A 26,260-nucleotide genomic window follows, 5' to 3' on the forward strand; every position below is an offset into this window, starting at 1 on the left:
TTGCCGCCATGAGTCACAGCAGTGATCGGGGCGGCGAGGCCGTCGACGCGCTGGGGGCGACCGTCCGACGGGATCGGTGGGGCATCGCCCATGCCGAGGCGCCCTCGGCAGCGGCGGCGTTCGCGGCCCAGGGCTGGGTGGCGGCCGACGACCGGATCTGGCAGATGGAGTGGGATCGTCGGCGGGCGCTGGGGCGCTGGGCAGAAATTGTCGGCATGGCCGGGGCGCGTGAGGACGCCTTCCTCCGCCGGCTGGGGCTTGTCGGCATCGCGCAGGCTGACTACGCCGCGTTGCAGCCCGGTACGCAGGCGATGTGCGAGGCCTACACGCAGGGCGTGAACCGCTGGCTCGCCGACTTCGGGGGCGCGCTGCCCGCCGAGTTCGACCATCACCCGGCGCCGCCCGAGCCGTGGGAGCCGTGGCACTGCGTCGCGGTGTACAAGCTGCGGCACATCTTCATGGGCACGCTCACCCGCAAGCTGTGGCGCGGTCGCATCATGGCCCAGGCGGGGGCCGAGGCGGTCAGGGCCACGGTGGGCGATGTCGAGGCTGATGCGGCGATCGTGCCCGGCGACGGGCAGCATCGAGACGTGCCCGGGGTGGGGTCGCGGCCCGATCTCTTGGCGGATGCGGCGAGTGTGCTCGACGCCAGAGCGGCCGACATGGCGGCATTGGCGGCGGCGATGGACTCCGACGGCGCGTCTAACTCGTGGGCGCTCAGCGGTGACCGCACTGCCAGCGGCAAGCCCCTGCTGGCCGGCGACCCGCACCGGGGCATCGAGTTCCCGAACGTGTACCACCAGTGCCACCTGATCTGCGACGAGTTCGATGCGATCGGCATGGGCTTCCCGGGCGTGCCCGGCTTCCCGCACTTCGGCCACAACGCCGAGGTGGCCTGGGGCATCACCCATGGCATGTGCGACGACACCGATGTGTTCGTCGAGCGCTTCGACGGGAGCGATGGCTCGTGGCGTTTGGCTGACGGCACGGCTGTTGACTGGCGCGCCGAGACGCTGGAGATCCGTGGCGAGGGCACGGTCGAGGTGCTCTGCGGCTCGACGCCCAGGGGCCCGGTGGTGCTCGGCGACCCTGCCGACGGCGTCGCGCTCTCGATGCAGTGGACCGCCATGTTCGGCGCGGACACGACACTGGATGCCCTGTGGCCGATGCTGGTGGCTGCTTCGGCTGCCGATCTGGTCGAGGCCGTGCGGCCGTGGGTGCTGCCGGTCAACAACCTGCTGGCGGCTGACCGGACGGGGGCGATCACGTTCAAGATCCGGGGGCGCGTCGTCGAGCGCTCGACGGCCAGCCGCTGGACCCCGGTGCCAGGAACGGGGGAGTTCGCTTGGGACGGCCTCGAGCCGGTGCCTTTCGAGGACCTGCCGGAGTGGACCGATCCCGAGCGTGGCTTTCTGGTGACGGCCAACAACCGCACGGCTGACGGCGGCCCTTTCATCTCGCTGGACTTTGCCGGCCCGAGCCGTCACGACCGCATCTGCGAGCTGCTGGCGCCGATGTCGGGAGCGACGGTGGACGAGATGGCACGGGTCCATGCCGATGTGACCTCGCTGGTGGCCCCCAAGGTGCTCGGCCTGATCATCGAGCACGCGGTGGAGTGCGGGCACGAGATGTCGCATGGGCTGCTCGACCTGCTGGCCGAGTGGGATCAGCGCATGGCAGCTGATTCGCCGGCGGCGGCGATCTATGCCGTCATCAAGCGCCGGCTCATCGAGGCAATTGCAGAGCGGCTCGGCATTGCCGGCGCCGAGCTGGGTGCTGCGGGATGGCCGCCCGCTGCTGAGGCGAGCCGCATGGCGGCGGGTGCGGCGACACGCATGCTGTGCGAGCGGAATCTCGACGTGGTGCCCGGGCTGGACAACCGGATCGGCTTGCGCATGGCGATCAGCGCGTGCGTGGACGAGACCGCGGCCGAGCTGTCGCAGCGGCTCGGCGATGACCCGGCCAAATGGACTTGGGGCCGGGTGCATCGCATGGCGTCACCTCACCCGCTGGCCTCGGCGCTTTCCGCGGCGCGGGATCTGCATCCGCCGGCCGACGGCTGCGCGGGCGACGGTGACACGGTGCGCCAAGGGGGGACTGCGCCCGAGACCGGCGAGCGGGCCATTCACGGCTCGGTTGCCCGGTACGCCTTCGATCTCGGTGACTGGGATCGTTCTGGCTGGGTTGTGCCGCACGGCGTTTCGGGGGTGCGCGGCAGCGGCCACGATCTCGACCAGCGGCAAGCCTGGCTGGACTGCGAGCTGGTCCCGATGGCCTACAGCACTGACGCCGTGGCCTCGGTCACGACACATGTGCACGAGATCTGATCCGGCGACGCAGCACGACCTCTGATCCGCACTATCGGCAGGTCAGCGTGACCGCAGCCGCATCCGCCATACCGTTTGTCCAGCGGCACGAGCTGTCGCCCGAGACGGCTGCCTATCGGGTCCGGCGCGAGCCATCAGTGCCGATCACGATGCCCGATCCTGCCGACCCTCGCCTGTCGCTGCTGCGCCGACCTCGGCGGGCTGCCTGCGGTGCTCGTGCAAGCAGGGCCGATGAGCCGCTCGCGTCTCAGGTGGTGTCTGAGACTTGTGCTGCACGACTTCGGCCTGGTGTGGGAAGAGACGCCGGCCGCGGAACGCATCGACCTTGTCCGACGCGAACCCGACCACATGGTTGCAGTGTCGTCATCGTGCACGCCGCACGAATGCCCGCCAGAAATCGATATTCCGCCGGCAGCGACGGCGACGAAGCGACCGGGCGGCGCTTCCGTCTGTCCGTGCTGGTTGTTGCCCCAGCAGGTGACGGTGCCACCGCTGCGAATTGCGCATGTGTGCGTCGCTCCTGCTGACACTGCTCTGAAGCTGCCGGAGGGAGCGTCAGCCTGTCCGCGATTGCTGCGGCCCCAGCAGACCACGCCGACGTTGCTGCGAATCCAGCACGAGTGCCAGAGGCCCGCGGAGACTTGGTTCAGTGACTGCGAAGCAGCGCCCATATCGCCGATGTCACCCGTCAGCGGGAGCGGTGCCGCTGGCGCCAAGCGGTCAGAAGTCAGCGGCGGAGATCATCGTGCGCGCCGACTTGCCAGTGCTGATGAGCGACTCGGCAGCGCTCGGCGGGCTTGCCGAGATCTGCGGCGTCGGGCCGATTCCGCCCAGCACCGTTGAGCGGCTCGCCTGCAACTCCGACGTGTGGCTGGAGATCTTCGGCGACCAGCTCACCCCTTTGTATGAGACCGTCGTCAGCCGGGCGCCCACCACAGCGCAGCGACGCGCCCTCATTGCGCGTGATGGCGCATGCATTGGCTGTGGGGCACCTCCGGGTAACTGCGAGGCGCATCACATCAATCCCGGTGGCATGTCGCGGCAAGACACGTCTCGACAACCTTGTACTGGTGTGTTGGCTGTGTCACGACCGCATCCACGACCACAACTGGCAGGTGGTCATTCGTGAGGGCCGCTACCGGCTCATCCCCCCTGATCCGGCACGTCGTCCGAATCCGGCACCGTCACGCAAGCCCAAGTGCCGTGCGCCTCAACAATCACAGCTCGCTGCGCCAATGGAGATGCTGTTTGGGGAGGCCTCTTGAGAACCGCCGCCCACGATGACTCAGCGGCCACTGCTGTCGGAATCCTTGAGAGAGCCGCTGCCCGCGACGGGGCCGAATCAGACGCAGCCCGCCGCCTAACCAACGGCAGCCTGCCACCTGAGCTCCGCGGCTAGTGACAGGTCGCTTGAGCTGGTGAGGGGGCAGTCCGTGACGGGGCAAAGAACGCCTCGAGAACTAGAAGATCGGCTGACCGCTTGTCCCGGGAGAGTGAGTGGCTATTGCGGGTGTTTCAGCCAAGTAGGTGGGTTGTGACTGCCGCCACGACTGCCGCGGGCTGCTCGTAGGGGAGCATGTGGCCGGCGCCCTCGACGAGTTCGACAGAGGCGTCGGGCAGCGCCGCCTGCCACGCGTCGGCGTAGACGGGCGGGATCAGGCGGTCCTGGCGGCCCCACACCAGCAGCGTCGGTACCGTTACCCGGTAGGCCCGCTCGGAGAAGCGCCGGTTGGGGATCGGGAACAGGATCTTGCCGGCCATGCCCTGCTGGCGGGCACGGGCCACCATGAACTGGGTCAGCGTGGCGTTGTCGGAGAAGTCCGCGCCGCCGGTCAGCACTTCCTCGCCGACGTTCGGATCGGCGAAGAGGACTTCGGCGAGCTCGTAGGGCAGCATCGCGAAGATGTCGGAAATCGGATGATCGCCCAGCCACATCCCCGCGGGGCACAGCAGGGCCATCCGCCCGACCGACTGGGGCCCCAGCGCCGCCATCTCCGCCGCGATCATGCCGCCCATCGAGTGGCCCATCAGGTGCAGTCCGCCGGCCGTTGGGCCTGTGCCTGAACCAGAGAGCAGGTCCATCTCGGTGGCCACGTCCCAGCCGTGCAATGCGAAGTCCTGCATATCTGAGAGGCGGTCCTCGTCGCCGTGCTCGCTCCAAGCGGGCCACACCGGCGCCACCGCTCGCAGTCCGGCCGCGGCCAAGCCGTCGAGCACCGGCTCGCCCGGCAGCCAGCCGCCGGCACCGTGCAGTGCCAGCACGGTCGCTGTGCCGCCCGAGCCAGCGGCGCCCGCAGGTTCGTAGACGCGCACCGGCGCCGTGACGCCACGCCGGGTCGTGATGATGACCTCTTCGAAAGCCGTCGCGGGGGCAGTGTCGGTAGCACTCATGCCGTGAGTCCTGTGTGTGTCGTGGGGCTGTCGGGTGCGTTGGCTGTGGTGGACGTGATGTGCGCCGGGGCCGCGGCGCCTGTCGTGCTTGTGGGGCTCATGCCGTGGGTCCTGTGTGCGTGTTGGTGCGCTGGGGTGCGTGGGCTGTGCTGACCATGACCTGCACCGGGGCTGCGGCGGCTGTTGATTCAGGCGGATTCATGCCGGGGGCCCGGGCCTCAGGGCGCCTCGGGGTAGCGGCGGGCGTCGGCCATCGTGTCCTCCGGGCGCACGCGCTCGTCCATGGGCTTGCACCACCAGTCGGGGGCGTCGGCGAACTCGTCGCCCCAGATGCCGCGCAGCCCAGGCATCACCTTCTCTGCGAAGAGCTGGCTGGAGTAGCGGGTCTTCCAGTCGGGCATGTTGCCCATGTGCAGCAGGCAGAACACCGTGCCGACGCGCAGCCGCTTGATCATGTCCTCCATGCGCTCGCGCACCGTGTCCGGTGAACCCGCGATCACGTAGCCCCCCTCGACCAGGTCCTTCCAGGTCAATCGCTTGAACAGCGCCTGATTCTCCTTGCGGAACTGGTCCAGCTTGCCCGCCTGGATGGTCTTGACCGTCCGGTAGCCGGGCGGATCCGCGAAGCCCGGGAAGACGTGCAGGCAGCGGTTGAAGAAGTACAGCATGTGCTCGCTGTACAGCTCCTCCGCCTCGGCATCGGTGGCCGCCGTGCAGATGATCTGCGCGAACCCGGCGCGGCCCGGCGAGAGGCTCTTGTCCAGTTCGCTCACCCGGCTCCAGTACCCGTCCATCAGCGTCTGGCCGGCCAGATAGCCGTTGAAGCTCAGGTACGAGTAGTTGTAGTCGTTCTCGAGGCAGAAGTCCCAAGTCTCGATCGAGCCGCCGCCAGGGATGTAGACCGGCGGGTGCGGCTGCTGGATCGGCTTGGGCCAGCAGTTGACGTAGCGCAGCTGGGTGTACTTGCCGTCGAAGGCGAACACGTCGGGATTGGTCCACGCCTCCATGATCAGGTCGTGGGCCTCGTAGTACTTCTCGCGGGTCAGCGCGGGGATCTGGCCGTAGGTGAAGTTGGTGTCCATCGGGGTGCCCACCGGGAACCCCGCAACCAGCCGGCCGCCGCTGAGGCAGTCGAGCATGGCGAACTCCTCAGCCACCCGGTGCGGCGGGTTGTACAGCGCGATCGAGTTGCCGATCACGCAGATCGCCGCCTGTGAGGTCCGCCGGGCCAGGCCTGCCGCGATGATGTTGGGGCTCGGCATGATGCCGTAGGCGTTCTGGTGATGCTCGTTGACGCCGATGCCGTCGAACCCCAGTTCGTCGGCGAACTCGAGCTGGTCCATGTACTCGTGGTACACGCCGTTGGCGCGTTCGGGATCGAACAGCGAGCCGTCGATGTCCACCCAGACCGACCGGTGCTCGGTCTTGAAGTCGTCGGGCAGGTCCGGCCAAGGCATCAGGTTGAACCAGCAGAACTTGACGGTCATGCGGGGCTCCTTCGGGGGTCGAATTCAGGCGGGGCAGTTTCAGGCGGGGCAGTTTCAGGCAGGGCAGTTTCAGTCGAGCAATCGTCTCGGCTGCTTGCGGGTGACGCGGACCGGCAGGTGGGTGTAGCCGTGGATGAACGATGAGAGCGAGCGCTGGGGCTCGGCTTGGATTTCGATGCGCTCGAAGCGCGGCAGGATCTCCTCCCACAGGACCCGCAATTGCAGCTCGGCCAGCCGGCTGCCCAAGCAGTAGTGAAAGCCGTAGCCGAACGAGAGGTGACGGTCGGCGTTGTGACGCTCGATGTCGAGATCGTCGGCGTCCTCGCCGAAGATCTCCTCGTCGCGGTTGGCCGATATGTACCACATCAGCACTTGCTCGTCCTTGCGGATCTGGCGACCGCCGATCTCGCAGTCGGCGGTGGCGGTGCGCCGCATGTAGGCCAGCGGCGTCTGCCAGCGGATGATCTCCGGCACGAAGGTGGCGATGAGCTCGGGATTCGCGTTGAGCTTGTCGTACTGATCGGGGTACTTGTTGAGCGCGTACACGCTGCCCGACATCGTGTTGCGTGTCGTGTCGTTGCCGCCCACGATCAGCAGGATCAGGTTGCCGAGGTGGGCCGCGGCCCCCATGTGGCTGGTGGCCTCGCCGTGGACCAGCATCGAGATCATGTCGTTGCCGGGATTCGCCCGCCGCTCTTCCCACAGCCGCTCGAAGTACGGCAGGCAGTCGGAGAACTCCTCGCGCCGCTGGGCGCTGGTCTCGACGATGCCGTCGGGACTGGGGATGGTGGTGACCAGGTCGGACCAGCGGGTGAGCTTGCTGCGGTCTTCCAGCGGGAAGTCGAACAGGGTTGCCAGCATCAGCGTGGTCAGCTCGACCGACACCGTGTCGACCCAGTCGAACGTCTCGCCCTCTGGCAGGGAGTCGAGCACCCTCGTCGCGCGTTCGCGGATGAGCGACTCGAGGTTGCGCAGGTTGGTCGGGGCCATCATCGGCTGGACGGTGCGGCGCTGGCGCCGGTGCTCGGGCGCGTCCATGGTGATGAACGAATCCAGCGGCGTCGTGGGAGGCATGTCGGTGTCTGCGGGCGGCCCGATGGTGATGCCGTGCGCTGAGCAGAACGTCTTGTCGTCGCTCTCCACCCCTCGGACATCGGCCCACTTCGTCACCGACCAGTAGCGCCCCGCCGATCCCAACTCGTTGAGGTGGACCGGATCTTCCCGTCGCAGGCGTGCGAAGTAGTCGTGCCAGCGGTCCTCCCGGAACAGGTGAGGGTTCAACGGGTTGATCTCATCGATGGACAGATCGGCGGCTGGCGGGAAGCCTGCGCCGAAGTGCGCTTGCTCCCGATCGGGACTCACCACGGTGCCGGCCCGCCATTCCTCCCGTTCGGCCTCAGTTGCGATTGCCATGTAGGTCACCCGCCAAACGAGGACTCGGCTGTGTCGAGCCGCGGGGCATCGACGCCTAGCTTGCCAACTCTAGGGGCAGCGCGGGTAGGTGAGCCTTCCGTTGCCGCACCCGTTGCCTCCCGCTCTAGTTCCCAAACTCGATTTGGTACGGGCTTCTCGGGCCGCTCGGGCCGCGGCTTCGCCTGCCGGCTCAGCCTCTCAGGGCGAAGACTCGCGGGGCAGGCCGAGCACTCGCTCGCCGATGATGTTGCGCTGGATCTCGCTGGTGCCTCCGGCGATGCGCGATCCCGGCGCGTACAGAAACCTCTCCGTCGCGCCCGAGTCGAGCATGGCCTCGGCGCCACGCAGGCCTGCAGACACGCCAGCCTCGTCGTAGCGCAGCTCGCTGCCTGCAAGCTTGGACACGGGCGCCATGCGCGGATCGGCCCCGTGCAGCTCCATGAGCGCCGCCAAGGCGCTGCCCCGGGCGAGCAGGTCGGCGAGCGACTGCCGACCCAGCGGTCCTGCATCTCCCGCCACGTCGATCATCTGCGCGAGCCGCCTTCTCAGGCTGATCACCCCGGCCGCACCCGAGCCGCCGCGCTCGTCCTCCAGCACCGCCATCGCCACGCCCCAGCCCCCGCCTCGCTCGCCCAGCAGCGCATCGCCCCCCATGGCGACATCGTCGAAGAACACCTCGCAGAATTCGCTGGCGCCGGTCATCTGGCGGATGGGACGGACCTCGACGCCGGGCAGCTTCATGTCGAGCAGGAAGAAGCTGATGCCGCGGTGCTTCGGCGCGTCGGGCTCGGTGCGGGCCATCAAGATGCCGTATTCCGCGAACTGCGCGTTGGAGGACCAGACCTTCTGACCGTTCAGCACGAACCCGCCGCCGTCGGGCACTGCTGCAGAGGTGAGCCCGCCGAGATCCGAGCCGTTCCCGGGTTCGCTGAAGAGCTGGCACCAGAGCATCTCGCCGGTGAGGGTGGGACGCAGGAACTGTTCCCGCTGAGCATCGGTACCCGAGCGCATGATCGCCTCGCCGGCGAGGATCACGCCCTGCATGTTCAAGTACGGCGCCACGCTGGCGCGCTCGCATTCCTCCATCCAGACCACGGTGTGGTCCCGGCTCAAGCCCTGACCGCCGTGGGCGATCGGCCAGTGCAGTCCGGCCCATCCCTCGTCGTAGCAGTAGCGCTGCCAGACCCGGGCCTGATCGTGCAGGTCCGGGGCCAGGATCGCACCGTACGCGGGGCAGGCTACGCCGTCTGCGACCGCGTCCGCTAGGAATTCTGCGGTGCGGCACCTGAACGCTGCCAAGCCCGAGGCATCGAGTCCGGGTATGGCGGCTGCTGGAACTGTCGCGGCGTCCATCACCGTCACGGTAGCCGTGGCCGTGCACGCTGAGTCCGGCTGCCGCGCCCACCGCGCTGCAACTGGGCGCAGCCGTAACATCGCCTTCATGGGTGATCTTGACCACACTGACCCGGCGCTGACCAGCGAGACCATCGATCTGCTCCAGCAGTTGATCCGCAACGCCTGCGTCAACGACGGCACCGTCGAATCGGGCGAGGAGGTCCGCAACAGCGACCTGCTGGAGACATTCCTGGAAGGCGCCGGCGTCGATGTCGAGAGCTTCGAGTCTGAGCCGGGTCGCCGTTCGCTCGTGGCGCGTATATCCGGCACCGATCCGTCAGCGCCGAAGCTGTGCCTGATGGGCCACACCGACGTGGTGCCGGTCAACCCAGACGGTTGGAGCCGGGACCCCTTCGGCGGCGAGTTGGTGGACGGCGAAGTGTGGGGACGCGGTGCGGTCGACATGCTCAACCTCACGTCGTCCATGGCCGTGGCATTCCGCCACGTCGCCCGCAGCGGCTACCGGCCCAAAGGCGACGTCATCTATTTCGGCGTCGCCGACGAGGAGGCCGGCGGTGCCTACGGCGCGAAGTGGATGGCGGAGCACCATTGGGACGCCATCGAGTGCGACTACGTGCTGACCGAATTCGGCGGAATGCCCAATCACACGCCCCAGGGCACCAAGATCACGCTGGCGGCGGGGGAGAAGGGCATCGGCTGGCGGCGTCTGGTCGTGCGAGGCACGCCCGGTCATGGCTCGATGCCGTTCGGCACCGACAACGCGCTCATCAAGGCGGCAGAAATCGTGCGGCGCATTGCCGACTACCGCCCCGCACCGCAGCTCACCGAGCTGTGGCAGCACCACGTCTCGACGCTGCGGGTCAACGACGAGACCCGCGAAGCACTGCTCGACCCGGCCCGCGTCTGGGACGCTGTTGCCGGCATCGAGTCGCCGGGCCTCGCACGACACCTGCACGCATGCAGCCACACCACCTTCAGCCCCAACGTCGTGGGCGGCGGCAACAAGACCAACATCATCCCCGACAAAGTCGAGATCGAGATCGACATCCGCACCGCACCCGGCGACCCCGTCGAGGTCGACGAGCACCTGCGGGCAGCGCTCGGCGAACTGTTCGACGAGGTGGAGATCGAGCACCTCCACGACGATCCAGCCAGCTTCTCGCCGACCAACACGCCGATGTGGCAGCTGCTCAGCGAACTCGTCGCCAAGGCGCATCCGGGCGCACCGGTGATCCCGCAGCTGATCGTGGGCGCGACCGACGCCCGGTTCTTCCGCCTCAAGGGGGCAGTGGCCTACGGCGCGGGCCTGTTCAGCAATCGGATCGACTCCAACGACTTCATGCTGCGCTTTCACGGCAACGACGAGCGCGTCGACACCGACTCGCTCGCGCTCACGACGCAGCTGTGGGTCGACGTGATCCGCAGTCTCGGCGACGCTGTGAACAGCTAGCGCACGAGACGCGGCTCCGGCGAGTGCCCGCTTGTCGGGGATCGCGCTTGCGAATGCGATGCTTCAGCCTGTGCATGCCATCCGTGGCTCGATGTGCGGAACGCGTCCGGCTCGCAGCGAGATCACCGAGCCGTCCTCATCGACTTCCCACACGACGCGCTTGTCGATGTCGGGGGCGTCCACCGGCACGTACTGGATCGCCGAGAGCCCGGGGCCGTCTTCGATGCGGTCGCCGAAGGCTTCGACGATCTCGCTGCGGGTGGAGCCGATGCCGTAGCCCGAAACGGTGGTGATCGGCCCGGCTTCGATGTCGACCCTGACGATTTCGGCATCGACGGCTAAGAATCGGACGCCTTCGGGGCCGTTCTGGACCGTGTAGTAGCGGCACGCATCGCTGCCCCCCGGCACGGCGATCAGCAGTGCGCCGACAGCAGTTCGGGCGTCGTCGAGCGAGTGGCCGATCTGCACCGGTCCCAAGCCGGCTGTCGAGAGCTTCGACTCGACCGTCACGTCGGGAACTGCGGCCTCGTCCGATGCCGCTTCGTCATCGGCGGCTGCCGTTGTGGGCGGGGTGGTGGCTACGGCGGGCACATCGGCCTCCGCGTCGGTCATGGCCCCGTCTGCTGCGACGGTGACTGTCGTTGCATCCGTGTCATCGTTGCTGAGCAGACCGCAAGCGCTGACCAGCAGTGCCGTGGCGGTCGCCGCCGCAATGACACGCCAAGGTGCGGCGGTGCCTCCGATACGGGAGTCCAGTTGGTGCACCACAATCGCCCTTCCTGTCACAGTCCGCTGGAGTCGGCATCCACTCGAGAGTGGCATCCACCTGAGAGTACTGAAGCTGGTGCAGGGTCGAGGAGACAACTGCGGGCTGCCTCGCTGCAGGCGTAAGCTCGGCGACCGCGAGAGTGGACGAGCAGGGGAGCGCGCGATGTCGCACGACACGGTCATCCGAGGAGGTCTGGTGGTCGACGGCACCGGCGGGAACGCCCGGGTTGCCGACGTCGCCATCGACGGCGAGCGGATCACGGCGGTCGGCGAGGTCGACGCGCCAGGACGCTCAGAGATCGATGCCGCCGGCAAGATCGTCACGCCCGGCTTCGTGGACATTCACACCCATCTCGACGCCCAGCTCGCCTGGGACCCCATCGGTTCGAGTTCGTGCTGGCACGGCATCACCTCGGTGGTGATGGGCAACTGCGGTGTCACGTTCGCCCCGGTGAAGACCGACGACATTGAGTACATCGCCGAGGTCATGGAGTCGGTGGAGGACATTCCGAAGCAGTCGATCATGGCCGGGCTGCCGTGGGACTGGCGCACCTACGGCGGGTACTTGGACTTCCTCGACGGCATGCCCAAGGGCATCAACGTCGGAGGCATGGTCGGCCATGTCGCGGTGCGCTGGCACACGATGGGTCCCGACAGCCTCGAAGAGCGGCCCGCGTCCGCGTCGCAGGTCGCCGCGATGTGCGAGCTGGTGGACGAAGCCATGTCCTCAGGCGCGCTGGGGTTCTCCACATCTCGCACGCTGCTGCACCGCACACCCGACGGCCGCCCCATCCCCGGCACGTTTGCCGACGACGACGAGCTGTACGCCTTCGGCGACGTCCTGGGCCGCCATGGCAGGGGCGTGTTCGAGTCGGCACCTCGTTTCGAGGCTGCCGGCCCTGACTTCGCCGGCGGACGCCACGAGATCGAAGTGCTGGGCGAGATCACCCGGCGCAGCGGACAACCGTGCACGTTCGGCCTCGTGTACTCCGCCCGCAAGCCCGAGATGAGCGACCTGGTGCTCGGCTATGTCAGCGAGCAGAACGCTGCGGGAGCCAACCTGCGGCCCCAGACCACCTGCCGTGCGATCGGCGTCGTCCTGGGCATCCAGCACCGCACGCCGTGGGACCGCGCCGGGGAGACCTGGCGGTCGCTGCGTGCCATGAGCGTGGCCGAGCGTCTCGATGCCATTCGTGACCCCGCGACTCGGGCTCAGATGGTGGCCGAGGCCAACTCGTCGGACAGGAACTCGACCGGCATGGCGAACTCCCTCGTCGACCTGAGCCGGCTGTACCTGCTCGACGCCGTCAACCCGAACTACCGGATCGGGCCCGACGACACGCTCGAGGCGCAGGCTGCGGCTGCGGGAGTGACCCCGGTGGAGCTGTTCCTGGATGCCACCGATCGCTCGGACGGCACCGTGATGCTGAGCCTGCCCGTGCTGAACCAGGATTTCGACGCGATCGAGCGGCTGCTCAGCCACGACTCGATCGTGATGGGCCTCGCCGACGCCGGCGCCCACGTCGGGCAGATCATGGACTCCAGCCAGCCCACGTTCTTCCTGTCCCACTGGGTGCGCGACAACGGGTTCTTTTCATTGCCCGAAGGCATCCGCCGGATCACGTCGGACACGGCAGACCTGTTCGGCCTGACCGACCGCGGGCGGCTCGAATCGGGTCGCTACGCGGACATCAACATCATCGATCTCGAGCGCTTGTCGCTGTCGGGACCCGAGTACGTCTACGACTTCCCGGCTGGCGCCGGCCGCTACATCCAGCGGGGTGCCGGCTACGACGCCACGCTCGTGAACGGGCAGGTCTTCATGCGCGACGGCGAGCACACCGGAGCGCTCGCCGGCCGCACGCTGCGCTCGACTGACTAGTGGTGTGTCGCGGTTTTCTTGCGGGCAGGTCGCGGCCCGCTGACCTGCGGAAACAGGCTTCGGCAGGCCCTGCGCAAATTGCCGACGCACCACTAGCCCTGATTGTTCACGGGAATTGAGGTGATCGCTTTTTCTGTGTGCTGGGTGCTGGTTTTGGCGATGTGAAGTGGCGGCTTCGTCGGGTGGTTCGTGTTCCCAGATGCGTACAGGGGTCCAGCCGGCGGTCTCGAGGCGGGCGTCGGTGTCTGCGTCGCGGGCGCGGTTGCGGGCGATCTTGGTCTCCCAGTACTCGGCGTTGCGGCGGGGCTTCGTTCCGTGTTCGGGGCAGCCGTGCCAGAAGCAGCCGTCCACGAAGATTGCTACCCGCAGGCGGGGGAACACCAAGTCGGCTTCGCGGCGCACCTCAGGCAGCGGACGTCGGTGCACGAAGTAGCGCAGACCGCGCCGGTGCAGCGCTGAGCGGATGAGCCTTTCCGGTCCCGTGTCGCGGGACCGCTGCTTGGACATGCGTTCCGACGCTGGTCCGGGCAGCGCTTTCGGCTCCACCTGGTCGGTTCTACCAGCCGGAGGCGGGACGCTGGAAGTGCGCGGGCCGAAATGACAGCAAGACCAACAGGGCGGGCCGAGCGTGCTGTGTTGCAGTCCTGCTCATACGCTGCCGAGCGACTACAGCGCAGGAGTCCTGGAATAGACCGGAAACTTGGACATGACTCGATCTCGACTCCGCAGGTCATGGCGCCGCTGGGTGCCGACGGCAGCAGCGTTGGCAGCGGCCGTCTTTGTAGCGGCGGCATGCACCGGGGGCGACGCGGACGACGGCACTGATGACGGTTTCGACGGCACCGTCCGCATCGGCGTGGCCGTGAGCGAGACCGGCCGGTTCGCCGCCGAAGGCAAGGCTGTGCGTCAGGGCTACGACACTTGGCTTCGCTGGGTGAACGAGGAGCAGGGCGGGATCCGCGTCGGCGACGACCTATATCGGGCTGAGATCATCTATCGCGACGACGAGTCCGATCCCGACCGGATCGGCGCCCTCATCGAGCTGCTCATCGACGAGGACGAGGTCGACTTCCTTCTCGGCCCGTATTCCAGCACGCTGACCGGCCCGGCCAGCGTTGCCGCTGAGGCCCGCGGCGTGATCATGGTCGAAGGCAATGGCGCATCTGACAGCCTCTTTGAGCGCGGCTATCGCAATCTCTTCTACGTCGGCGTGGTCGCCTCGGACTACACACGATCGAGCATCGAGCTGCTCGCCGAGCGCGGTGCGCGCACCGCAGTCGTGGCCCACGAGGACACGCCGTTCGCCACCTCGGTCGCGCAGGGGGCGCAACGCCACCTTGAGGCCAACAGCGTCGAGGTGCTGGCGATGGAGCGCTACCCGGTCGGCGTCGACAACGTCGACGACCTCATGACCGAGTTCGCGGCACTCGAGCCGGACATCTTCGTGGGTGGCGGCCACTACGACGACGCCGTGCTGTTCCTGCGGTCTGCACAAGAGCAGGACTTCGGTCCCGACGCCATGCTCATCACGGTCGGCCCGGCCAACCCGCAGCTGATTTCCGACCTCGGCAGTGGCGCCGACGGCGCGCTCGGACCCACCGCGTGGGAGTCCGTGATGGCCTACGAAGGCCCAAGTCTCGGCACGGCGAGTGCGTACGCCGACACCTACGAGAGCCTGTGGGGTGAGTCGCCCATCTACCAAGCAGCCGGGTCAACCGCCGCTGCGCTCGCCCTGCACCTCGCCATCGAGGCCGCCGCCAGCCTCGACGCCGATGCTGTGGGTGATGCACTGCGCAATCTGGACATCGACACGTTCTACGGCCCGATCCGTTTCGACGAGCGCGGCGTCAACGTGGCCAAGCCGATGGGCACCGTCCAAGTGCAAGACGGCCGCATCGTGGTAGTTGCACCCGCGGCTGCCGCCGAGCGAGCGCTTGTGTACCCGGCGCGCTAGCGGCCCATCGTGAAGAACTCGTCGTTGGGCCGCATCGACGTCAGGTGGGCCATCCGGTTCGACAGGGCGAACAGGCCGGTGATGGCGCCGATGTCCCAGATGTCGTCGTCGCTGAACCCATGAGCCCGCAGCTCGTCGTGGTCGCAGGCTGAGGCCGACCAGGGCTCGCGGCACATCTTCAGGGCGAAATCGATCATGGCACGTTGCCGGTCGGTGAGATCGGCCTTCGTCGGGTCCACGGCCAGTTGGTCTGCCAGCAGCGGATCCTTGGCCCGGATGCGCAGGATCGCCCCGTGCGCCACCACGCAGTAGAGGCAGTTGTTGGCCCCGCTGGTGGCCACCACGACCATCTCCCGCTCGGCCTTCGTCAGTCCGCTCTCGCCCTCCATCAGCGCGTCGTGGTACGCCATGAACGCTCTCATCTCGTCGGGCCGGTGCGCCAGTGCGAGGAACACGTTGGGCACGAAGCCGGTCTTGGACTGGATGAGCTCGATCCGCTCGCGCAGGTCCTCGGGCATGTCCGCGATGTCGGGCACAGGGAAGGTCGAAATGGCTGGCTCGGTCATGCCCGCAGCCTAGGGACCTGCCCCGGGAGCATTCCGCCCAGTCGCCGTCGTCGGTACCCTCTGTCTCAGGTCGTCAGGTACTCCGACAGGCGCTCAACGAGGACATAAGGTCGCGTATATATCTGCTTGGCAGCGTATATCCTGCCGAGCGTGGGAAAGCATCTGATTGATCTTGACGAGGATGCCCTGTCGGCAGCCCGGGCCGAGCTCGGCACGGACACCATCAAGGCCACGGTGAATTCGGCACTGCAGGTCGCATGCTCCGCTCGGCGCGAGCGGGTCGCCGCTGCACTCGACGCTCTGGCGGACTTCGAGTTCGAGGACCGCGGGCGCGCGTGGCGCTGACGCACCTCTTCGACACCAGTGTGCTCACGAGGCTGTCCCACGGTGCTGTTCGCGTCGCGGCCGAGCATCTCGTCGCGGCGGGGCGGGCAGCACGCATCGGCATCAGCGACCTCGAGATCGGCTTTTCGGCCCGTAATGTCGACGAATGGGACGACTTGGCGAGCGGTGTCGGCGAATTGCAGCTGATCGAGACATCGGCCGAACATGTGCGTCGTGCACGTCAGACGCAGCGACTCCTTGCAGAGCGCGGGCTACGGGGACGACCGATCCCTGATTTGCTGATCGCGGCAGCCGCCGAAGTCTCCCAGCTCACTGTGCTGCACTATGACAGCGACTTCGAACTCATTGCCACGGTGACCGGCCAGCGATGCGAATGGGTCGTTCCAAGAGGATCCATCGACTGAGCCCGAGGCCCCGGCACGTGAACAGCGCACCCGCTATCGAACGTCGAGGCGAACGATTGTGGCCAGTGCTGCTGGATGCGACACACGAGAGCGCCGGCATCGACCTCGCTGCGGTGCGCCGTTACCGGCAGGACCGCGTGCGCGCCGAGATGGCTGCCAGGGGCATTCTCTGCCACACTTGACATGATTCGCTTTGGGGCGGTCAGAAACTCCGGTCGCCGGAGTCCTGGCCCAGCAGCACCCTGCCGGCAGTGTCCATCTGGTAACCCCCCACCATGAAATGGCCCGCGACGGCACGCACGTCGTTCAGCAGCGCACCGAGCGGCGATGACGTGAAGTTGGCGGTGCTGCCGGCCGCATCAGCCAGCGTCTCGACCGCGGCAATGCAGTTCTGGACACTCCACGAACAGGCCAAGCGGGCGCGGGCGTGCTGGGCGGGGGTGATCTCGCCGTGCGTTGCTGCGGCGTGCCAGATCTCGTCGAGCTGGTCGGCAACGTAGGAGCGGCCTGCGCCGGCGAGCGCAGTGGCACGGGCAATTGCTGCGTGAGCATCGGGCCGACCAGCCAGTTCAGCGCGAGCGAACAGCGGGGTCTTGGCGTTGGCGAGGGCCGTGAACTCGTCGATGGCCCGGTCGGCGATGCCCGAGGCCACCCCGGTCTTGGGGAACGGGAACCGCAGCGTCGAGGGCAAGCGGTAGAAGGGGTGCTCGTTGGGTCTGGGCAGCGAGTAGCTCTCTGCCACGCCGGCCCGCCCGCTGGGGACGAAGCAGTCGGTCAGCACCACGTCGTGGCTGCCGGTGCCGCGCAGCCCCAGCGTGTGCCAGGTGTCTTCGATGAGCGAAGGATCGGCGGGCACCAGCACATGGCAGACGTCTTTGGGTTGGCTGCCGTCGACGACGTTTGCCACGACCCACCAGTCGGCCACGGAGCACCCGCTCACGAAGGTCCAGCGACCGTTGACGATCCAGCCGCCGTCTGTCGCGCGTGCGATACCGCGAGGCACGCCTGAACCGGCGATGACGGCCTGCGGATGGGAGGCATAGAACGCAGCGACCGTCGCCGGTTCAAGATGAGCCGCGAAGATCTCGGCTTCCTCGTTGCAGGTCATGGCAACCCACCCGGTCGAGGGGTGCTCGTAGGTGATCTTGCGAGAGAACTCGATGAACTCGGCGGGGTGACGGCCGAGCCCGCCCAGCTCCGCCGGAACGATCAGCTTCATGAGGCCGTGGCGTCCGAGGTCGGAGAAGATCTCCCGATCGGGATTGCGTTCGGCGTCGCAGCGCTCCCCGCAGACGCGCACCCGCGCCAGCATCTCGTCGCTCAGCTCGCTTGGCGGGCGAGACCGCGGCGATGCGTGGCTGCGGGCCATCTGGGCAAGCTAACTGCCCTTCCACCATGGTCGCCTGCGTATCGTCATACCGGCTCGACACAGCACCCCGGCCTGAGTTCACGGACGCCCCATGAAGTCACCCCACACCACGCACCCCTCGGCGGCAACTCCGCTTGCGGGCATGACTGTGCTCGATCTGACTGATCACCGGGGCGAGTTCGGTCCCTGGATGCTGGCCGAGCTGGGCGCCGACGTGATCAAGATCGAGCCGCCCGGCGGCACTGCAGCCCGTTCGGCGCTGCCACTGCGCTCGCGGCAGGGTCCCGCAGGCGACCTGCGCAGCTGGCAGTTCTGCGCCTACAACTCCAACAAGCGCTCTGTCGTCTTGGATCTGGACGACCCGGACGACCGGGGGGTGTTCGAGCGGCTGGCCAGGCTGGCCGACTTCATCTACGAATCCGGCGTGCCGGGATCCCTGGCCTCAGCCGGGTTCTCCCACGATGATCTGGCAGGGCTGAACGAGCGGATCATTCATGTGCAGGTCACGCCGTTCGGCCTCGACGGTCCCCGAAGCGCTGATCCGGCATCGGAGCTTTCGCTGGCGGCATTGGGCGGGTCCGCGAACATGCAGGGCATCTACGAGCGCGCGCCGGTGAAGGTCTCGGTCGCGCAGGCATGGCGCCACGCGGGCGCCGAGGCCGCTGCTGCGGGTCTGATGGCCCACGCCCGCATGCGCGCCAGCGGGTCGGCACAGCATGTCGGCGTGTCGGCTCAAGCGGCGATGACGTGGACGCTGCTCAATGCGATGGAGACCCACGCGATCTGCGGGAGGGACTTCAAGCGCTCGGGGACGGTTGCTCAGCTCGCCGTACCTCTCCAGATGCGTTATCGCACTCGGGACGGGTGGGCAATCGCCGCAGCTCGCGGCGTGGCAACCGGTCGGCTGCTCGAGTGGTACATCGAGGAAGGTCTGGCCGACGAGAGCTGGCGTGCCGAGGAGTGGGACACCTACGACCTGCGAGCCGCGGCCGGCGAACCGGTCAGCCGTACCTTCGACGAGCTCTACCAGGCGATGCTCGGGCTATGCGCGCGGAACACGAACGCCGAGCTCTTGCAGCGCTCGATGGTGCTGAAGGAGACGATTGCGCCAGTCCACACGGTGGCCGATCTGGCGGATCTCGAGCACTTGCAGGTGCGCGATTTCTGGCTAACGGCGAATGCCGGAAACGACGCGGTCGTCGAGCTTCCCGGCGGCCCCGCGACCATCGACGGCGTGCGCATCGGCGCGCAACGGCAGCCGCCTCGCCTCAATGAGCACGCTGCTGAGATCACGGCGCAACTCGGGAAGGTCACCGCCGACCCCGAGCCCCCAATCCAGCCATTGGCGTGGAGCGTGGGCACCGCCGATCTGCCCTTCGCCGGGCTGCGGGTAGCGGACTTCAGCTGGATCGGCGTGGGACCCATCACCGCAAAGGCTCTCGCCGATCACGGCGCGACGGTGGTGCGGATCGAGTCGAGTTCGCGCCTTGACGGGCTGCGTGCGAACCCGCCGTTCAAGGACGATGTCACCGATGTGGACATGGCCCACTTCTTCGGCGCCTTCAACACGTCCAAGCTCAGCATGGACATCGACCTCAAGAACCCTGCCGGTGCCGAGATCGCCCGCCGGATGATCGCCTGGGCCGACGTGGTGGTGGAGTCGTGGACGCCGGGAACGTTCGCCCGCAACATCGCCGACGACGAACTGATCGCCGAGCTGAACCCGCAGGCGATCGTGGTGCACACGTCGCTGTTGGCCAGCGGCGGCCCGCTGTCGGCATTGGGCGGGTTCGGTTACCACGCGGCAGCCATCGCCGGCTTCTACCCGATCGTGGGCTGGCCCGACCTGCCGCCCGATGGCCCCTACCTGGCCTATACAGACACCATCTCGCCGCGCATCATCACCGCCACGTTGCTCGCGGCGCTGGACCGTCGGCGCCGGACCGGCGAGGGCTGTGTCATCGAAGCCGCGCAGCTCGAGTGCGGTTTGCAGTTTCTCGCTCCCGAATTGGCCGACTACGGCGAGAGCGGCGCCGTCGCCACCCGTATGGGCAACCGTGACGTCGAGATGGCCCCGCAGGGTGTCTACCCCTGCGCGGGAGAGGACCGATGGTGTGCGATCACCGTCGCTGACGACACGCAGTGGAAGACGTTCGTGGAATTCATGGGCACCCCGTCGTGGTCCCAAGCACCTGAGCTGTCGACGTCACATGGGCGCCTCGCAGCACACGATGCCCTCGACGAGCAAATCGCCGAATGGACGGCAGATCAGGACGCTGCGACGCTGGAGCGGCAACTGCTCGATGCCGGGATCGCCGCAGGCATGGTGCAGCGCAGCAGCGACCTGCTGGCAGATCCGCAGTACGCGCGCCGCGGCTTCCACCGTTGGCTGGAGCACCCCCGCATGGGCACCGTGCCCTATTCGGGCCACCAATACCAGATCGCCGGTTACGACCATGGACCGAGGTTTGCAGCGCCGATGCTCGGACAGCACACGTACGACGTTCTGCGCTCCGAGCTCGGATTCACCGACGAGCAGATTGCTGACGCCGCTGCCGCGGGCGCATTGGGCTGAAGGCTCGCCGCTCAGCCTCCGCCTGCTTCTTCTGAGCCCAGATTCACCGGTGTGATGCACGTGGGTGGTGCGGTGTGTCCACCGGAAAGGCTTCTGAGCCTTCGCGTTTTCGTGGGGTGGGGCTGCTGGGCGCGGCGGCGCACGCCGTCGATGGCCGAGTTGGCGAGCTTGACGGCGTGGAACGAGTCGGCGACCTGGTCGCTTGGGGGAGCGCTTCGCCGGCGATCTTGCGATACGGCCCCGACAGGCCCCGTGACCGCCCAGCGGATGCGTTTTTGCCGCCTTGCAGGGCGTGCGCCCAGCCAGCGTCCGGCGCCGCAGGCGCTGCGGCCTGGGACCATGTCTGCCAGCCTGCCCCGCCGGGCGTCCATCAGGGCGGCGCCCCAGTGCTGTTCGCGGTAGCGGCTCCGGCGGAGCATCAGGTCGCAGCGGGGGAACGCCGGCTTCGCTGTTGAGACCCTGTGCCGGGCGCGTTGCCTGGCGCCCGACGCGGCGCTCGCACTGCGCGCGGATGCGGGGTTCTTGTCCTGGGACCCGATCGACAAGCTCACCGTCGCAGCCACCCTCGCCCGACGTCTGCTCAACATTCCCGGCCGGCTCGACTGCCGCAGCGGGCGGCCCGCCCTGCGGCTCCCTGCCACATGGCCCTGGGCCGACACATTCACCACAGCACTGCGACGCATCCGCAACCTGCCTCAGCGCTGCTGAGACCGTCCCCAGCGTCACGCCGTGCCGCGCGGCACCACTAGGAAACTGCTGAGCAATTGCCGAAATCGCCGATTCACGGACACAAAGCCGCAGGTCAGAGCGTTGCAGACTTGCCCGGATCCGAATAAATCAAGCAGTCTCCTAGGCGCAGCACACAAACCAAACCCCGCACCGACGCCGACTTCCTACGCCGCCACCCCCCCCAGCCCGAACAAAGCCGCCCAGCCAACGATCACAACACCAAGAACCCATCCAACCCGCCAACACCCCGCCCCACGGGTGAATCCGGGCTTAGGACTCGAGCCAGCAGGCACTAACACGACAGCTGTTCGCCTCGAACTCTGCTCCGGTTACCGACCGGCTCTCGCCTATCCGCGCGGGTCCTTAGTCTGACGCCGTGAGTACTGCGCAACCAGTGCCGCTGTCGGTGCTGGATCTGGCAACCGTTTCTGAGGGGGGCACCAGCGCGCAAGCGCTGGCAGAGACCACCGCGTTGGCTCAGGCTGCGGACCGCCTAGGGTACGAGCGCTTCTGGGTGGCCGAGCATCACAACATCGACACCGTGGCGAGTACGTCGCCGGCAGTGCTGATCGCCCACCTCGCCGCCCACACCGAACGGATCAAGCTGGGTTCGGGCGGGGTGATGCTGCCCAATCACAGCCCGGCCGTGATCGCCGAACAGTTCGCGATGCTCGAAGCGCTGCACCCGGGACGCATCGACCTCGGCGTGGGACGAGCGCCGGGCAGTGACCCCGGTACCGCTGCAGCGGTGCGCAGCAAGCTCAGTAGTGCTGCGGCTGTCCGCGGTCCTGCTGAAGACGGCTCAGTGCCAGACCCTTGGCAGGTCGACGACTTCCCGAGCCACCTGCTGGATCTCATGGCCTACCTCGGCGATGTGCGCATGACCGACAGGCCGCTGATGGACTTCCGGGCGACGCCGCAGGCCACCTCGATGCCGCCCGTGCTGCTGCTGGGATCCAGCGGCTACTCGGCCCAGCTCGCTGGCTATCTCGGCCTGCCGTTCGCCTTCGCTCACCATTTCGATGGCCCCGGAGTGCTGGGGGCCCTGGATCTCTACCGCGAGAGGTTCCAGCCGTCGGCGGTGCTTGACGAGTCCTACGTGATGGTGAGCGCGGGTCTGGTCACTGCCGCTGACGGTGAGACGGCCGAGTATCACGCTGCGCCGTCGCTGCTGCGACGCTGGGGTATCCGAACGGGCCGTTTCTGGCCGCTGCTGCACCCCGATGAGGCAATGGTCCATCCCGAGTGGCAGCGCGCGGCGACGATGCCGACCAACGCCATCGTGGGCGATTCCGACGAGGCAGTTGCAGGTCTCGAGGCGCTGGCTGCCGCCACGGGTGCCGACGAGCTGATGGTGCACACCTCCACCTTCGGCCTGCCAGAACGCATCGAGAGCCTCGAACTGCTCGCGGATGCCTGGAGTCGCCGGCCCTCTCCCAGCGCGGAGACTGACGCGGCAGCCGCCCCGGTATGCGCCCCATGACGGCTTCAAGCAATGCCGCGGCGGCCGCAGCGCGCACCACGGCGATGGGGACACACTTCGGGTCGTTCCTCTTGGACTCTGCCGAAGGCGAGGTGCTGGACGTCCGCCGACACCCCGCTGACCCCGAGCAGTCGCATCTCGGAGAATCGCTGCGCCACTTCGCCGAGAACCGGGTCATGCGTCCAGCGGTGCGGCTGCACAGCCAGTATGACCACGCAGCGCCCAGCCAGGCCACCAAGGTGGCGGGCCGCGAGCCGGTCCGCATGCATCCCGACACTGCGGCCGCACGGGGCATCTCCGACGGCGATGTGGTGCGGCTGTCCAACGACCGGGGCGCCTGCTTGGCCGGCGCAGTGCTGGACGATGCCGTGATGTCAGCGGCGGTGCAGATCTCCACGGGTGCCTGGTACGACCCCGCGCCCGACGGCACCTGCCGAGGCGGCAACCTGAACACGCTGACTGCAGATATCGGCACTTCCCGGCTGGCCCCGGGACCCTCGGCGTACACCTGTGCGGTCGAAGTCGAACGCTTCGAGGGAGAACCGCCGTCGGTCGAGTCCTATCGCCCGCCGGAGATCATCCCGTTCAGAACTTGAGGCCGACAGCCGCACACAGGAACTTCATGAGCGGGCAGGATTCGGTGCACCAGGCGGCGATCACCGAAGGGAACTCCGGCTTGAGCGCGATGTCGTGGTCGAAGTCGTGTACGGCGATGAAGCTCTTGCGCTTGAGGTCCTCGATCATCGGATGGTCGATGGACCAGTCTCGTGGGGCACGCTTCAGCCGCTCGCCTTCCATCCGCCAGCCACCGGATTGACAGGTATCCCGAGCCGCGATCCAGACGTCGGGGTTCTCGTCGATGGCGACGCGGTACGCCGCCAGCGCATCCCGATCAGGCATCCAGCTGCCGGCGCCGAAGAAGCATCTCTCGGTGTCCAAGTGCACGTAGTAGCCAGGGGCGTGGACATCGCTGCCCCGCACATGCCGGAATTGAATGCCCACGTTCGTCTTGTACGGGGTCTTGTCGGACGAGAATCGCGTGTCGCGAAAGACGCGCATCAGCGAACCGCCCACTTTGGAATCACGGGCAGTCATGTGAGGGGAAATCTCCTCAAGCAGCGGCCGCACCGCCCGGATGAGGTCGAAAGCCGGCTCGCGCACCTCCTCCTCGTAGCGCTCGCGGTTCTCGTTGAACCACTCCTTGTTGTTATTGGCTTCAAGTCCTTCGAGAAACTCGTACAGCTCCGGCCCGAAGATCCCCCCGTCGTCACTCATCGCTGCCTCGTGATCTTTGCGTCAGTCAGCGATATGCGACTTCAGCCAGTCGATGTCAGTGCGCATTGCGGCGGAGTCGGACTTGAGGTCGGACACATCGTGGCTCAAGGTGTCGAGTTTGCTGTCGATGCGGCTGGCCCACCAGATGAAGACCGTCACCATTGGGCCTGAGATGGCCGTGGCCAACGCAGCCAGGACGCCCAGCTCGGCGACGCTCACGGCTGCTCCAGAGGAGAGCGCACTCGAGCTGCCGTCATGATCGCAGCGTAATGGATCGGGTCTCGGTCCACGAAGGCATTTTCTGCTGGGCTCGGCACATCATCGGGTCGCGGGAGGCGACGTACGCTGAAATCATGAGCGATGACCTGTCCGTCGGCACATCAGCGACGGCAGCCGAGTGGCTGGCGGGATTCGAGGCTGTCATCGGTGCAGCGGCTCCGGGACCGAAAGTGACTGAGGCGCTGCTCAACCTCGCCGGCGTGGCAGCGCACGACTCCGAGCGAATTGCTGCGCCGATTGCCTGCTGGATGGCCGGCGTCGCCGGGGTGGACCCTGCTGAGGCCTTGGAGCGCGCACGGCAATACGTCCAGGACCGAGCGGGCTGAACTGCGTTGAGGGCAGGCCGCTCTCGTTGTGTTCGATGCCCGGCGTAGGCTGCGGGCGATGAGCGATCACCAGTTCGGGTTCCGGACGCGCGCCCTTCACGCGGGCGGCCGGCCCGACCCCACGACGGGGGCTCGTGCTGTTCCCGTCTACCAGTCCACGAGCTTCGTTTTCGAGGACGCAGGGGACGCTGCCGACCTCTTCGCTCTGCAGAAGTACGGAACCATCTACACCCGCATTTCCAATCCCACCGTCAATGCCTTCGAGGAACGGGCGGCGAGCCTGGAAGGCGCCATCGGGGCAGTAGCAGCGGCTTCGGGCATGGCAGCGGAATTCCTCACCGCAGCAGCGCTGTGCGAGGCCGGCGACAACCTGGTCACCTCGTCTGCGCTGTACGGCGGCACCCACACCATGTTCGACGTGACCCTCGGCCGGTTCGGCATCGAAGCCCGCTTCGTCGACGGCGACAGCGTCGATGCCTACGCCGCCGCCATCGATGACCGCACCAAGTTCTGCTACACCGAGATCGTCGGCAATCCGTCAGGCGCCATTCCTGACTTGGCCGGGATTGCCGAGGTGGCACACGCTCACGGCCTCCCGCTGGTCGTCGATTCGACGTTCGCGACGCCGTACCTGTGCCGGCCCATTGAGCACGGCGCCGACATCGTGATTCACTCGGCGACGAAGTTCATCGGGGGTCACGGCAATTCGATCGGCGGGATCGTGAGCGAGTCCGGCCGCTTCGACTGGGGCAGCGGACGCTTCCCGAGCATGACCGAACCGGTAGCCAGCTACAACGACCTGCGGTTCTGGGAGAACTTCGGCGAGTACGCCTTCTGCACCAAGCTGCGCGTCGAGCAGCTGCGAGACATCGGCGCTGCCATGTCGCCGCTGAACGCCTTCCTGCTGCTGCAGGGCCTCGAGACGCTGCCCCAGCGCATGGACGAGCACGTCGCCAACGCCCAGGCCGTCGCCGAGCACCTCGAGACCCATCCGGCGGTGAGCTGGATCAGCTACGCGGGCTTGGAATCCTCGCCCTACCGGGATCTTGCACGCACCTACATGCCCCAGGGACCCGGCGCGATCTTCACGTTCGGCGTGAAAGGCGGCCGCCAAGCCGGTGCAGACTTCATCGAGGCCCTGCAGATGATCAGCCACTTGGCGAACGTGGGCGACGCACGCACGCTGATCATCCATCCGGCCTCCACCACACACCAGCAGCTCTCAGATGAGGCACTGGCTGCCGGCGGGGTGAGCGCCGACATGATCCGGCTGTCGGTCGGCCTCGAAGACCTCGGCGACATCGTCTGGGACCTGGACCAAGCCCTCGCGAAGGCGGTGCCAGCATGACCGTCGTCCACGAGCCGGTCGACGGCTGGACCGAGCCGAGCGCGGCCGATCGGCTGGCGCTCATCCAGCGCACCAACACGGTGGCGATGGTGGGGGTCTCGGCCAGCCCGGCTCGCCCGTCGAACTTCGTAGCGACTTACCTCCTCAGCTCCAGCACTGACTTCGACGTGTACTTCGTCAACCCGGCTGCAGACGAGATCTTGGGCAAGCCGTGTTACGCCAGTTTGACGGATCTGCCGATCGTGCCCGACCTCGTCGATGTGTTCCGCCGGCCAGCAGACCTGCCCTGTGTCGCCGAAGAGGCTGTGTCCATTGGCGCCAAGGCGTTCTGGGTGCAGCTCGGCCTGTGGAGTTCTGAGGCAGCCAAGCTCGCCGACGATGCCGGCCTCGACGTGGTGATGGATCGGTGCCTCAAGATCGAGCACGCACGCTTTCATGGCGGCTTGCATCTCGCCGGCTTCGATACCGGCGTCGTGGACTCGCGCCGCGCGCCGCGCGGTCACTAGCCGCAAGGAGGATTGCATTCCGGTGCT

28 protein-coding genes and 1 pseudogene are annotated in these 26,260 nt (G+C 67.4%); 17 read left to right on the forward strand and 12 right to left on the reverse strand.

Annotated elements, in window-relative coordinates; translation table 11 throughout:
* The first annotated feature begins 8 nt into the window (after positions 1 to 8).
* Complete coding sequence (locus tag ACOGXQ_RS01095; protein ID WP_419945629.1) at positions 9 to 2,327, forward strand: penicillin acylase family protein; 2,319 nt, start codon at positions 9 to 11, stop codon at positions 2,325 to 2,327.
* 134 nt (positions 2,328 to 2,461) lie between these two features.
* Here ACOGXQ_RS01095 and ACOGXQ_RS01100 read toward each other — a convergent pair whose 3' ends face one another.
* Complete coding sequence (locus ACOGXQ_RS01100; RefSeq protein WP_419947446.1) at positions 2,462 to 2,998, reverse strand: hypothetical protein; 537 nt, start codon at positions 2,996 to 2,998, stop codon at positions 2,462 to 2,464.
* Positions 2,999 to 3,096: 98 nt separating this feature from the next.
* Between ACOGXQ_RS01100 and ACOGXQ_RS01105 the strand changes: the two genes are divergently transcribed.
* Positions 3,097 to 3,456 (forward strand): hypothetical protein, encoded by a 360-nt coding sequence (locus ACOGXQ_RS01105; protein WP_419947447.1) that lies wholly within the window; start codon positions 3,097 to 3,099, stop codon positions 3,454 to 3,456.
* Positions 3,356 to 3,592: a hypothetical protein gene (locus tag ACOGXQ_RS01110; protein WP_419945630.1), complete on the forward strand. Its 237-nt coding sequence runs from the start codon at positions 3,356 to 3,358 to the stop codon at positions 3,590 to 3,592. Before ACOGXQ_RS01105 ends, ACOGXQ_RS01110 begins: the two co-directional genes overlap by 101 nt.
* 250 nt (positions 3,593 to 3,842) lie before the next feature.
* Here the strand turns inward: ACOGXQ_RS01110 and ACOGXQ_RS01115 are convergent, their stop codons facing one another.
* Entirely contained in the window at positions 3,843 to 4,718 is an 876-nt protein-coding gene (locus tag ACOGXQ_RS01115) for an alpha/beta fold hydrolase (RefSeq protein ID WP_419945631.1), read from the reverse strand.
* A gap of 3 nt (positions 4,719 to 4,721) precedes the next feature.
* Between ACOGXQ_RS01115 and ACOGXQ_RS01120 the strand changes: the two genes are divergently transcribed.
* Entirely contained in the window at positions 4,722 to 4,871 is a 150-nt protein-coding gene (locus ACOGXQ_RS01120; RefSeq protein ID WP_419945632.1) for a hypothetical protein, read from the forward strand.
* Between the two features lie 65 nt (positions 4,872 to 4,936).
* Here ACOGXQ_RS01120 and ACOGXQ_RS01125 read toward each other — a convergent pair whose 3' ends face one another.
* The 3 genes from ACOGXQ_RS01125 to ACOGXQ_RS01135 all read right to left on the reverse strand — a co-directional run bounded on the left by ACOGXQ_RS01125 (position 4,937) and on the right by ACOGXQ_RS01135 (position 8,971).
* A complete protein-coding gene (locus ACOGXQ_RS01125) occupies positions 4,937 to 6,205 on the reverse strand; it encodes an LLM class flavin-dependent oxidoreductase (protein ID WP_419945633.1) in 1,269 nt (422 codons plus the stop codon).
* Positions 6,206 to 6,274: 69 nt separating this feature from the next.
* Positions 6,275 to 7,618 carry a cytochrome P450 gene (locus ACOGXQ_RS01130; protein ID WP_419945634.1) on the reverse strand — a complete coding sequence of 448 codons (1,344 nt, stop codon included), beginning with the start codon at positions 7,616 to 7,618 and terminating at the stop codon, positions 6,275 to 6,277.
* A gap of 198 nt (positions 7,619 to 7,816) precedes the next feature.
* Complete coding sequence (locus tag ACOGXQ_RS01135; RefSeq protein ID WP_419945635.1) at positions 7,817 to 8,971, reverse strand: acyl-CoA dehydrogenase family protein; 1,155 nt, start codon at positions 8,969 to 8,971, stop codon at positions 7,817 to 7,819.
* 88 nt (positions 8,972 to 9,059) lie between these two features.
* Between ACOGXQ_RS01135 and ACOGXQ_RS01140 the strand changes: the two genes are divergently transcribed.
* Positions 9,060 to 10,424 carry a M20/M25/M40 family metallo-hydrolase gene (locus ACOGXQ_RS01140; protein ID WP_419945636.1) on the forward strand — a complete coding sequence of 455 codons (1,365 nt, stop codon included), beginning with the start codon at positions 9,060 to 9,062 and terminating at the stop codon, positions 10,422 to 10,424.
* A 63-nt stretch (positions 10,425 to 10,487) separates the two neighbouring features.
* Here ACOGXQ_RS01140 and ACOGXQ_RS01145 read toward each other — a convergent pair whose 3' ends face one another.
* Positions 10,488 to 11,189 (reverse strand): hypothetical protein, encoded by a 702-nt coding sequence (locus ACOGXQ_RS01145; protein WP_419945637.1) that lies wholly within the window; start codon positions 11,187 to 11,189, stop codon positions 10,488 to 10,490.
* Between the two features lie 166 nt (positions 11,190 to 11,355).
* On the opposite strand from ACOGXQ_RS01145, the gene ACOGXQ_RS01150 reads away from it, so the two are divergent.
* The gene (locus ACOGXQ_RS01150; protein ID WP_419945638.1) at positions 11,356 to 13,074 is read left to right on the forward strand and encodes an N-acyl-D-amino-acid deacylase family protein; all 1,719 of its coding nucleotides are present in this window, start codon (positions 11,356 to 11,358) and stop codon (positions 13,072 to 13,074) included.
* A gap of 168 nt (positions 13,075 to 13,242) precedes the next feature.
* Here the strand turns inward: ACOGXQ_RS01150 and ACOGXQ_RS01155 are convergent.
* A pseudogene (locus ACOGXQ_RS01155) lies at positions 13,243 to 13,581 on the reverse strand (very short patch repair endonuclease); the annotation flags it as partial.
* A 199-nt stretch (positions 13,582 to 13,780) separates the two neighbouring features.
* Here ACOGXQ_RS01155 and ACOGXQ_RS01160 point away from each other — a divergent pair.
* Positions 13,781 to 15,028, forward strand: a complete 1,248-nt coding sequence (locus tag ACOGXQ_RS01160; protein WP_419945639.1) for an amino acid ABC transporter substrate-binding protein — start codon at positions 13,781 to 13,783, stop codon at positions 15,026 to 15,028.
* Here the strand turns inward: ACOGXQ_RS01160 and ACOGXQ_RS01165 are convergent.
* Positions 15,025 to 15,594 (reverse strand): peroxidase-related enzyme, encoded by a 570-nt coding sequence (locus ACOGXQ_RS01165; protein WP_419945640.1) that lies wholly within the window; start codon positions 15,592 to 15,594, stop codon positions 15,025 to 15,027. The two genes, ACOGXQ_RS01160 and ACOGXQ_RS01165, sit on opposite strands and share 4 nt — an antisense overlap.
* A 150-nt stretch (positions 15,595 to 15,744) precedes the next feature.
* On the opposite strand from ACOGXQ_RS01165, the gene ACOGXQ_RS01170 reads away from it, so the two are divergent.
* Genes ACOGXQ_RS01170 through ACOGXQ_RS01180 form a run of 3 tightly spaced genes read left to right on the forward strand, consistent with a single transcriptional unit; the run spans position 15,745 to position 16,525 of the window.
* A complete protein-coding gene (locus ACOGXQ_RS01170; protein WP_419945641.1) occupies positions 15,745 to 15,939 on the forward strand; it encodes a hypothetical protein in 195 nt (64 codons plus the stop codon).
* Positions 15,930 to 16,343, forward strand: coding sequence for a PIN domain-containing protein (locus ACOGXQ_RS01175; RefSeq protein WP_419945642.1), 414 nt, complete (start codon positions 15,930 to 15,932; stop codon positions 16,341 to 16,343). Before ACOGXQ_RS01170 ends, ACOGXQ_RS01175 begins: the two co-directional genes overlap by 10 nt.
* A 17-nt stretch (positions 16,344 to 16,360) precedes the next feature.
* Positions 16,361 to 16,525 carry a hypothetical protein gene (locus tag ACOGXQ_RS01180; RefSeq protein ID WP_419945643.1) on the forward strand — a complete coding sequence of 55 codons (165 nt, stop codon included), beginning with the start codon at positions 16,361 to 16,363 and terminating at the stop codon, positions 16,523 to 16,525.
* 20 nt (positions 16,526 to 16,545) lie between these two features.
* Here the strand turns inward: ACOGXQ_RS01180 and ACOGXQ_RS01185 are convergent, their stop codons facing one another.
* Complete coding sequence (locus tag ACOGXQ_RS01185) at positions 16,546 to 17,712, reverse strand: hypothetical protein (RefSeq protein ID WP_419945644.1); 1,167 nt, start codon at positions 17,710 to 17,712, stop codon at positions 16,546 to 16,548.
* A 91-nt stretch (positions 17,713 to 17,803) separates the two neighbouring features.
* Here ACOGXQ_RS01185 and ACOGXQ_RS01190 point away from each other — a divergent pair, with 91 nt between their 5' ends.
* Positions 17,804 to 20,287 (forward strand): CoA transferase, encoded by a 2,484-nt coding sequence (locus ACOGXQ_RS01190; RefSeq protein ID WP_419945645.1) that lies wholly within the window; start codon positions 17,804 to 17,806, stop codon positions 20,285 to 20,287.
* Positions 20,288 to 20,298: 11 nt separating this feature from the next.
* Here the strand turns inward: ACOGXQ_RS01190 and ACOGXQ_RS01195 are convergent, their stop codons facing one another.
* Positions 20,299 to 20,874 carry a transposase gene (locus tag ACOGXQ_RS01195; RefSeq protein ID WP_419945646.1) on the reverse strand — a complete coding sequence of 192 codons (576 nt, stop codon included), beginning with the start codon at positions 20,872 to 20,874 and terminating at the stop codon, positions 20,299 to 20,301.
* Between ACOGXQ_RS01195 and ACOGXQ_RS01200 the strand changes: the two genes are divergently transcribed.
* From ACOGXQ_RS01200 to ACOGXQ_RS01210, 3 genes are all read left to right on the forward strand, one after another.
* Positions 20,810 to 20,995 (forward strand): hypothetical protein, encoded by a 186-nt coding sequence (locus ACOGXQ_RS01200; protein WP_419947453.1) that lies wholly within the window; start codon positions 20,810 to 20,812, stop codon positions 20,993 to 20,995. The two genes, ACOGXQ_RS01195 and ACOGXQ_RS01200, sit on opposite strands and share 65 nt — an antisense overlap.
* Before the next feature lie 397 nt (positions 20,996 to 21,392).
* The gene (locus ACOGXQ_RS01205; protein WP_419945647.1) at positions 21,393 to 22,499 is read left to right on the forward strand and encodes an LLM class flavin-dependent oxidoreductase; all 1,107 of its coding nucleotides are present in this window, start codon (positions 21,393 to 21,395) and stop codon (positions 22,497 to 22,499) included.
* On the forward strand, positions 22,496 to 23,095 hold the full coding sequence (locus ACOGXQ_RS01210; protein ID WP_419945648.1) for a molybdopterin dinucleotide binding domain-containing protein: 600 nt from the start codon (positions 22,496 to 22,498) through the stop codon (positions 23,093 to 23,095). Before ACOGXQ_RS01205 ends, ACOGXQ_RS01210 begins: the two co-directional genes overlap by 4 nt.
* Here the strand turns inward: ACOGXQ_RS01210 and ACOGXQ_RS01215 are convergent.
* Both ACOGXQ_RS01215 and ACOGXQ_RS01220 read right to left on the reverse strand, forming a co-directional pair.
* Complete coding sequence (locus ACOGXQ_RS01215; RefSeq protein WP_419945649.1) at positions 23,085 to 23,774, reverse strand: TIGR02453 family protein; 690 nt, start codon at positions 23,772 to 23,774, stop codon at positions 23,085 to 23,087. The genes ACOGXQ_RS01210 and ACOGXQ_RS01215 overlap by 11 nt on opposite strands.
* A gap of 21 nt (positions 23,775 to 23,795) precedes the next feature.
* Positions 23,796 to 23,993 (reverse strand): hypothetical protein, encoded by a 198-nt coding sequence (locus ACOGXQ_RS01220; RefSeq protein ID WP_419945650.1) that lies wholly within the window; start codon positions 23,991 to 23,993, stop codon positions 23,796 to 23,798.
* A gap of 134 nt (positions 23,994 to 24,127) precedes the next feature.
* Here ACOGXQ_RS01220 and ACOGXQ_RS01225 point away from each other — a divergent pair, with 134 nt between their 5' ends.
* From ACOGXQ_RS01225 to ACOGXQ_RS01235, 3 genes are read left to right on the forward strand one after another with little or no spacing between them, the layout of a single operon-like run.
* Positions 24,128 to 24,379, forward strand: a complete 252-nt coding sequence (locus tag ACOGXQ_RS01225) for a DUF6457 domain-containing protein (protein WP_419945651.1) — start codon at positions 24,128 to 24,130, stop codon at positions 24,377 to 24,379.
* A 58-nt stretch (positions 24,380 to 24,437) separates the two neighbouring features.
* Positions 24,438 to 25,727, forward strand: coding sequence for an O-acetylhomoserine aminocarboxypropyltransferase/cysteine synthase family protein (locus ACOGXQ_RS01230; protein ID WP_419945652.1), 1,290 nt, complete (start codon positions 24,438 to 24,440; stop codon positions 25,725 to 25,727).
* Positions 25,724 to 26,233 carry a CoA-binding protein gene (locus tag ACOGXQ_RS01235; RefSeq protein ID WP_419945653.1) on the forward strand — a complete coding sequence of 170 codons (510 nt, stop codon included), beginning with the start codon at positions 25,724 to 25,726 and terminating at the stop codon, positions 26,231 to 26,233. The genes ACOGXQ_RS01230 and ACOGXQ_RS01235 overlap by 4 nt, the downstream gene beginning before the upstream one ends.
* The last annotated feature ends 27 nt before the right edge of the window (positions 26,234 to 26,260 follow it).

Origin of the sequence: Candidatus Poriferisodalis sp., from assembly GCF_965208485.1 — a bacterium.
Lineage (GTDB): Bacteria > Actinomycetota > Acidimicrobiia > Acidimicrobiales > Poriferisodalaceae > Poriferisodalis.

What these genes read in the sequence shown, in the direction of transcription:
- ACOGXQ_RS01095 (WP_419945629.1), top strand. Translation starts at nt 9, where the DNA reads ATGAGTCACAGCAGTGATCGGGGCGGCGAGGCCGTCGACGCGCTGGGG.
- ACOGXQ_RS01100 (WP_419947446.1), bottom strand. Translation starts at nt 2,998, where the DNA reads ATGGGCGCTGCTTCGCAGTCACTGAACCAAGTCTCCGCGGGCCTCTGG.
- ACOGXQ_RS01105 (WP_419947447.1), top strand. Translation starts at nt 3,097, where the DNA reads ATGAGCGACTCGGCAGCGCTCGGCGGGCTTGCCGAGATCTGCGGCGTC.
- ACOGXQ_RS01115 (WP_419945631.1), bottom strand. Translation starts at nt 4,718, where the DNA reads ATGAGTGCTACCGACACTGCCCCCGCGACGGCTTTCGAAGAGGTCATC.
- ACOGXQ_RS01125 (WP_419945633.1), bottom strand. Translation starts at nt 6,205, where the DNA reads ATGACCGTCAAGTTCTGCTGGTTCAACCTGATGCCTTGGCCGGACCTG.
- ACOGXQ_RS01130 (WP_419945634.1), bottom strand. Translation starts at nt 7,618, where the DNA reads ATGGCAATCGCAACTGAGGCCGAACGGGAGGAATGGCGGGCCGGCACC.
- ACOGXQ_RS01135 (WP_419945635.1), bottom strand. Translation starts at nt 8,971, where the DNA reads ATGGACGCCGCGACAGTTCCAGCAGCCGCCATACCCGGACTCGATGCC.
- ACOGXQ_RS01140 (WP_419945636.1), top strand. Translation starts at nt 9,060, where the DNA reads ATGGGTGATCTTGACCACACTGACCCGGCGCTGACCAGCGAGACCATC.
- ACOGXQ_RS01150 (WP_419945638.1), top strand. Translation starts at nt 11,356, where the DNA reads ATGTCGCACGACACGGTCATCCGAGGAGGTCTGGTGGTCGACGGCACC.
- ACOGXQ_RS01160 (WP_419945639.1), top strand. Translation starts at nt 13,781, where the DNA reads ATGACTCGATCTCGACTCCGCAGGTCATGGCGCCGCTGGGTGCCGACG.
- ACOGXQ_RS01165 (WP_419945640.1), bottom strand. Translation starts at nt 15,594, where the DNA reads ATGACCGAGCCAGCCATTTCGACCTTCCCTGTGCCCGACATCGCGGAC.
- ACOGXQ_RS01185 (WP_419945644.1), bottom strand. Translation starts at nt 17,712, where the DNA reads ATGGCCCGCAGCCACGCATCGCCGCGGTCTCGCCCGCCAAGCGAGCTG.
- ACOGXQ_RS01190 (WP_419945645.1), top strand. Translation starts at nt 17,804, where the DNA reads ATGAAGTCACCCCACACCACGCACCCCTCGGCGGCAACTCCGCTTGCG.
- ACOGXQ_RS01195 (WP_419945646.1), bottom strand. Translation starts at nt 20,874, where the DNA reads ATGTTGAGCAGACGTCGGGCGAGGGTGGCTGCGACGGTGAGCTTGTCG.
- ACOGXQ_RS01210 (WP_419945648.1), top strand. Translation starts at nt 22,496, where the DNA reads ATGACGGCTTCAAGCAATGCCGCGGCGGCCGCAGCGCGCACCACGGCG.
- ACOGXQ_RS01215 (WP_419945649.1), bottom strand. Translation starts at nt 23,774, where the DNA reads ATGAGTGACGACGGGGGGATCTTCGGGCCGGAGCTGTACGAGTTTCTC.
- ACOGXQ_RS01225 (WP_419945651.1), top strand. Translation starts at nt 24,128, where the DNA reads ATGAGCGATGACCTGTCCGTCGGCACATCAGCGACGGCAGCCGAGTGG.
- ACOGXQ_RS01230 (WP_419945652.1), top strand. Translation starts at nt 24,438, where the DNA reads ATGAGCGATCACCAGTTCGGGTTCCGGACGCGCGCCCTTCACGCGGGC.
- ACOGXQ_RS01235 (WP_419945653.1), top strand. Translation starts at nt 25,724, where the DNA reads ATGACCGTCGTCCACGAGCCGGTCGACGGCTGGACCGAGCCGAGCGCG.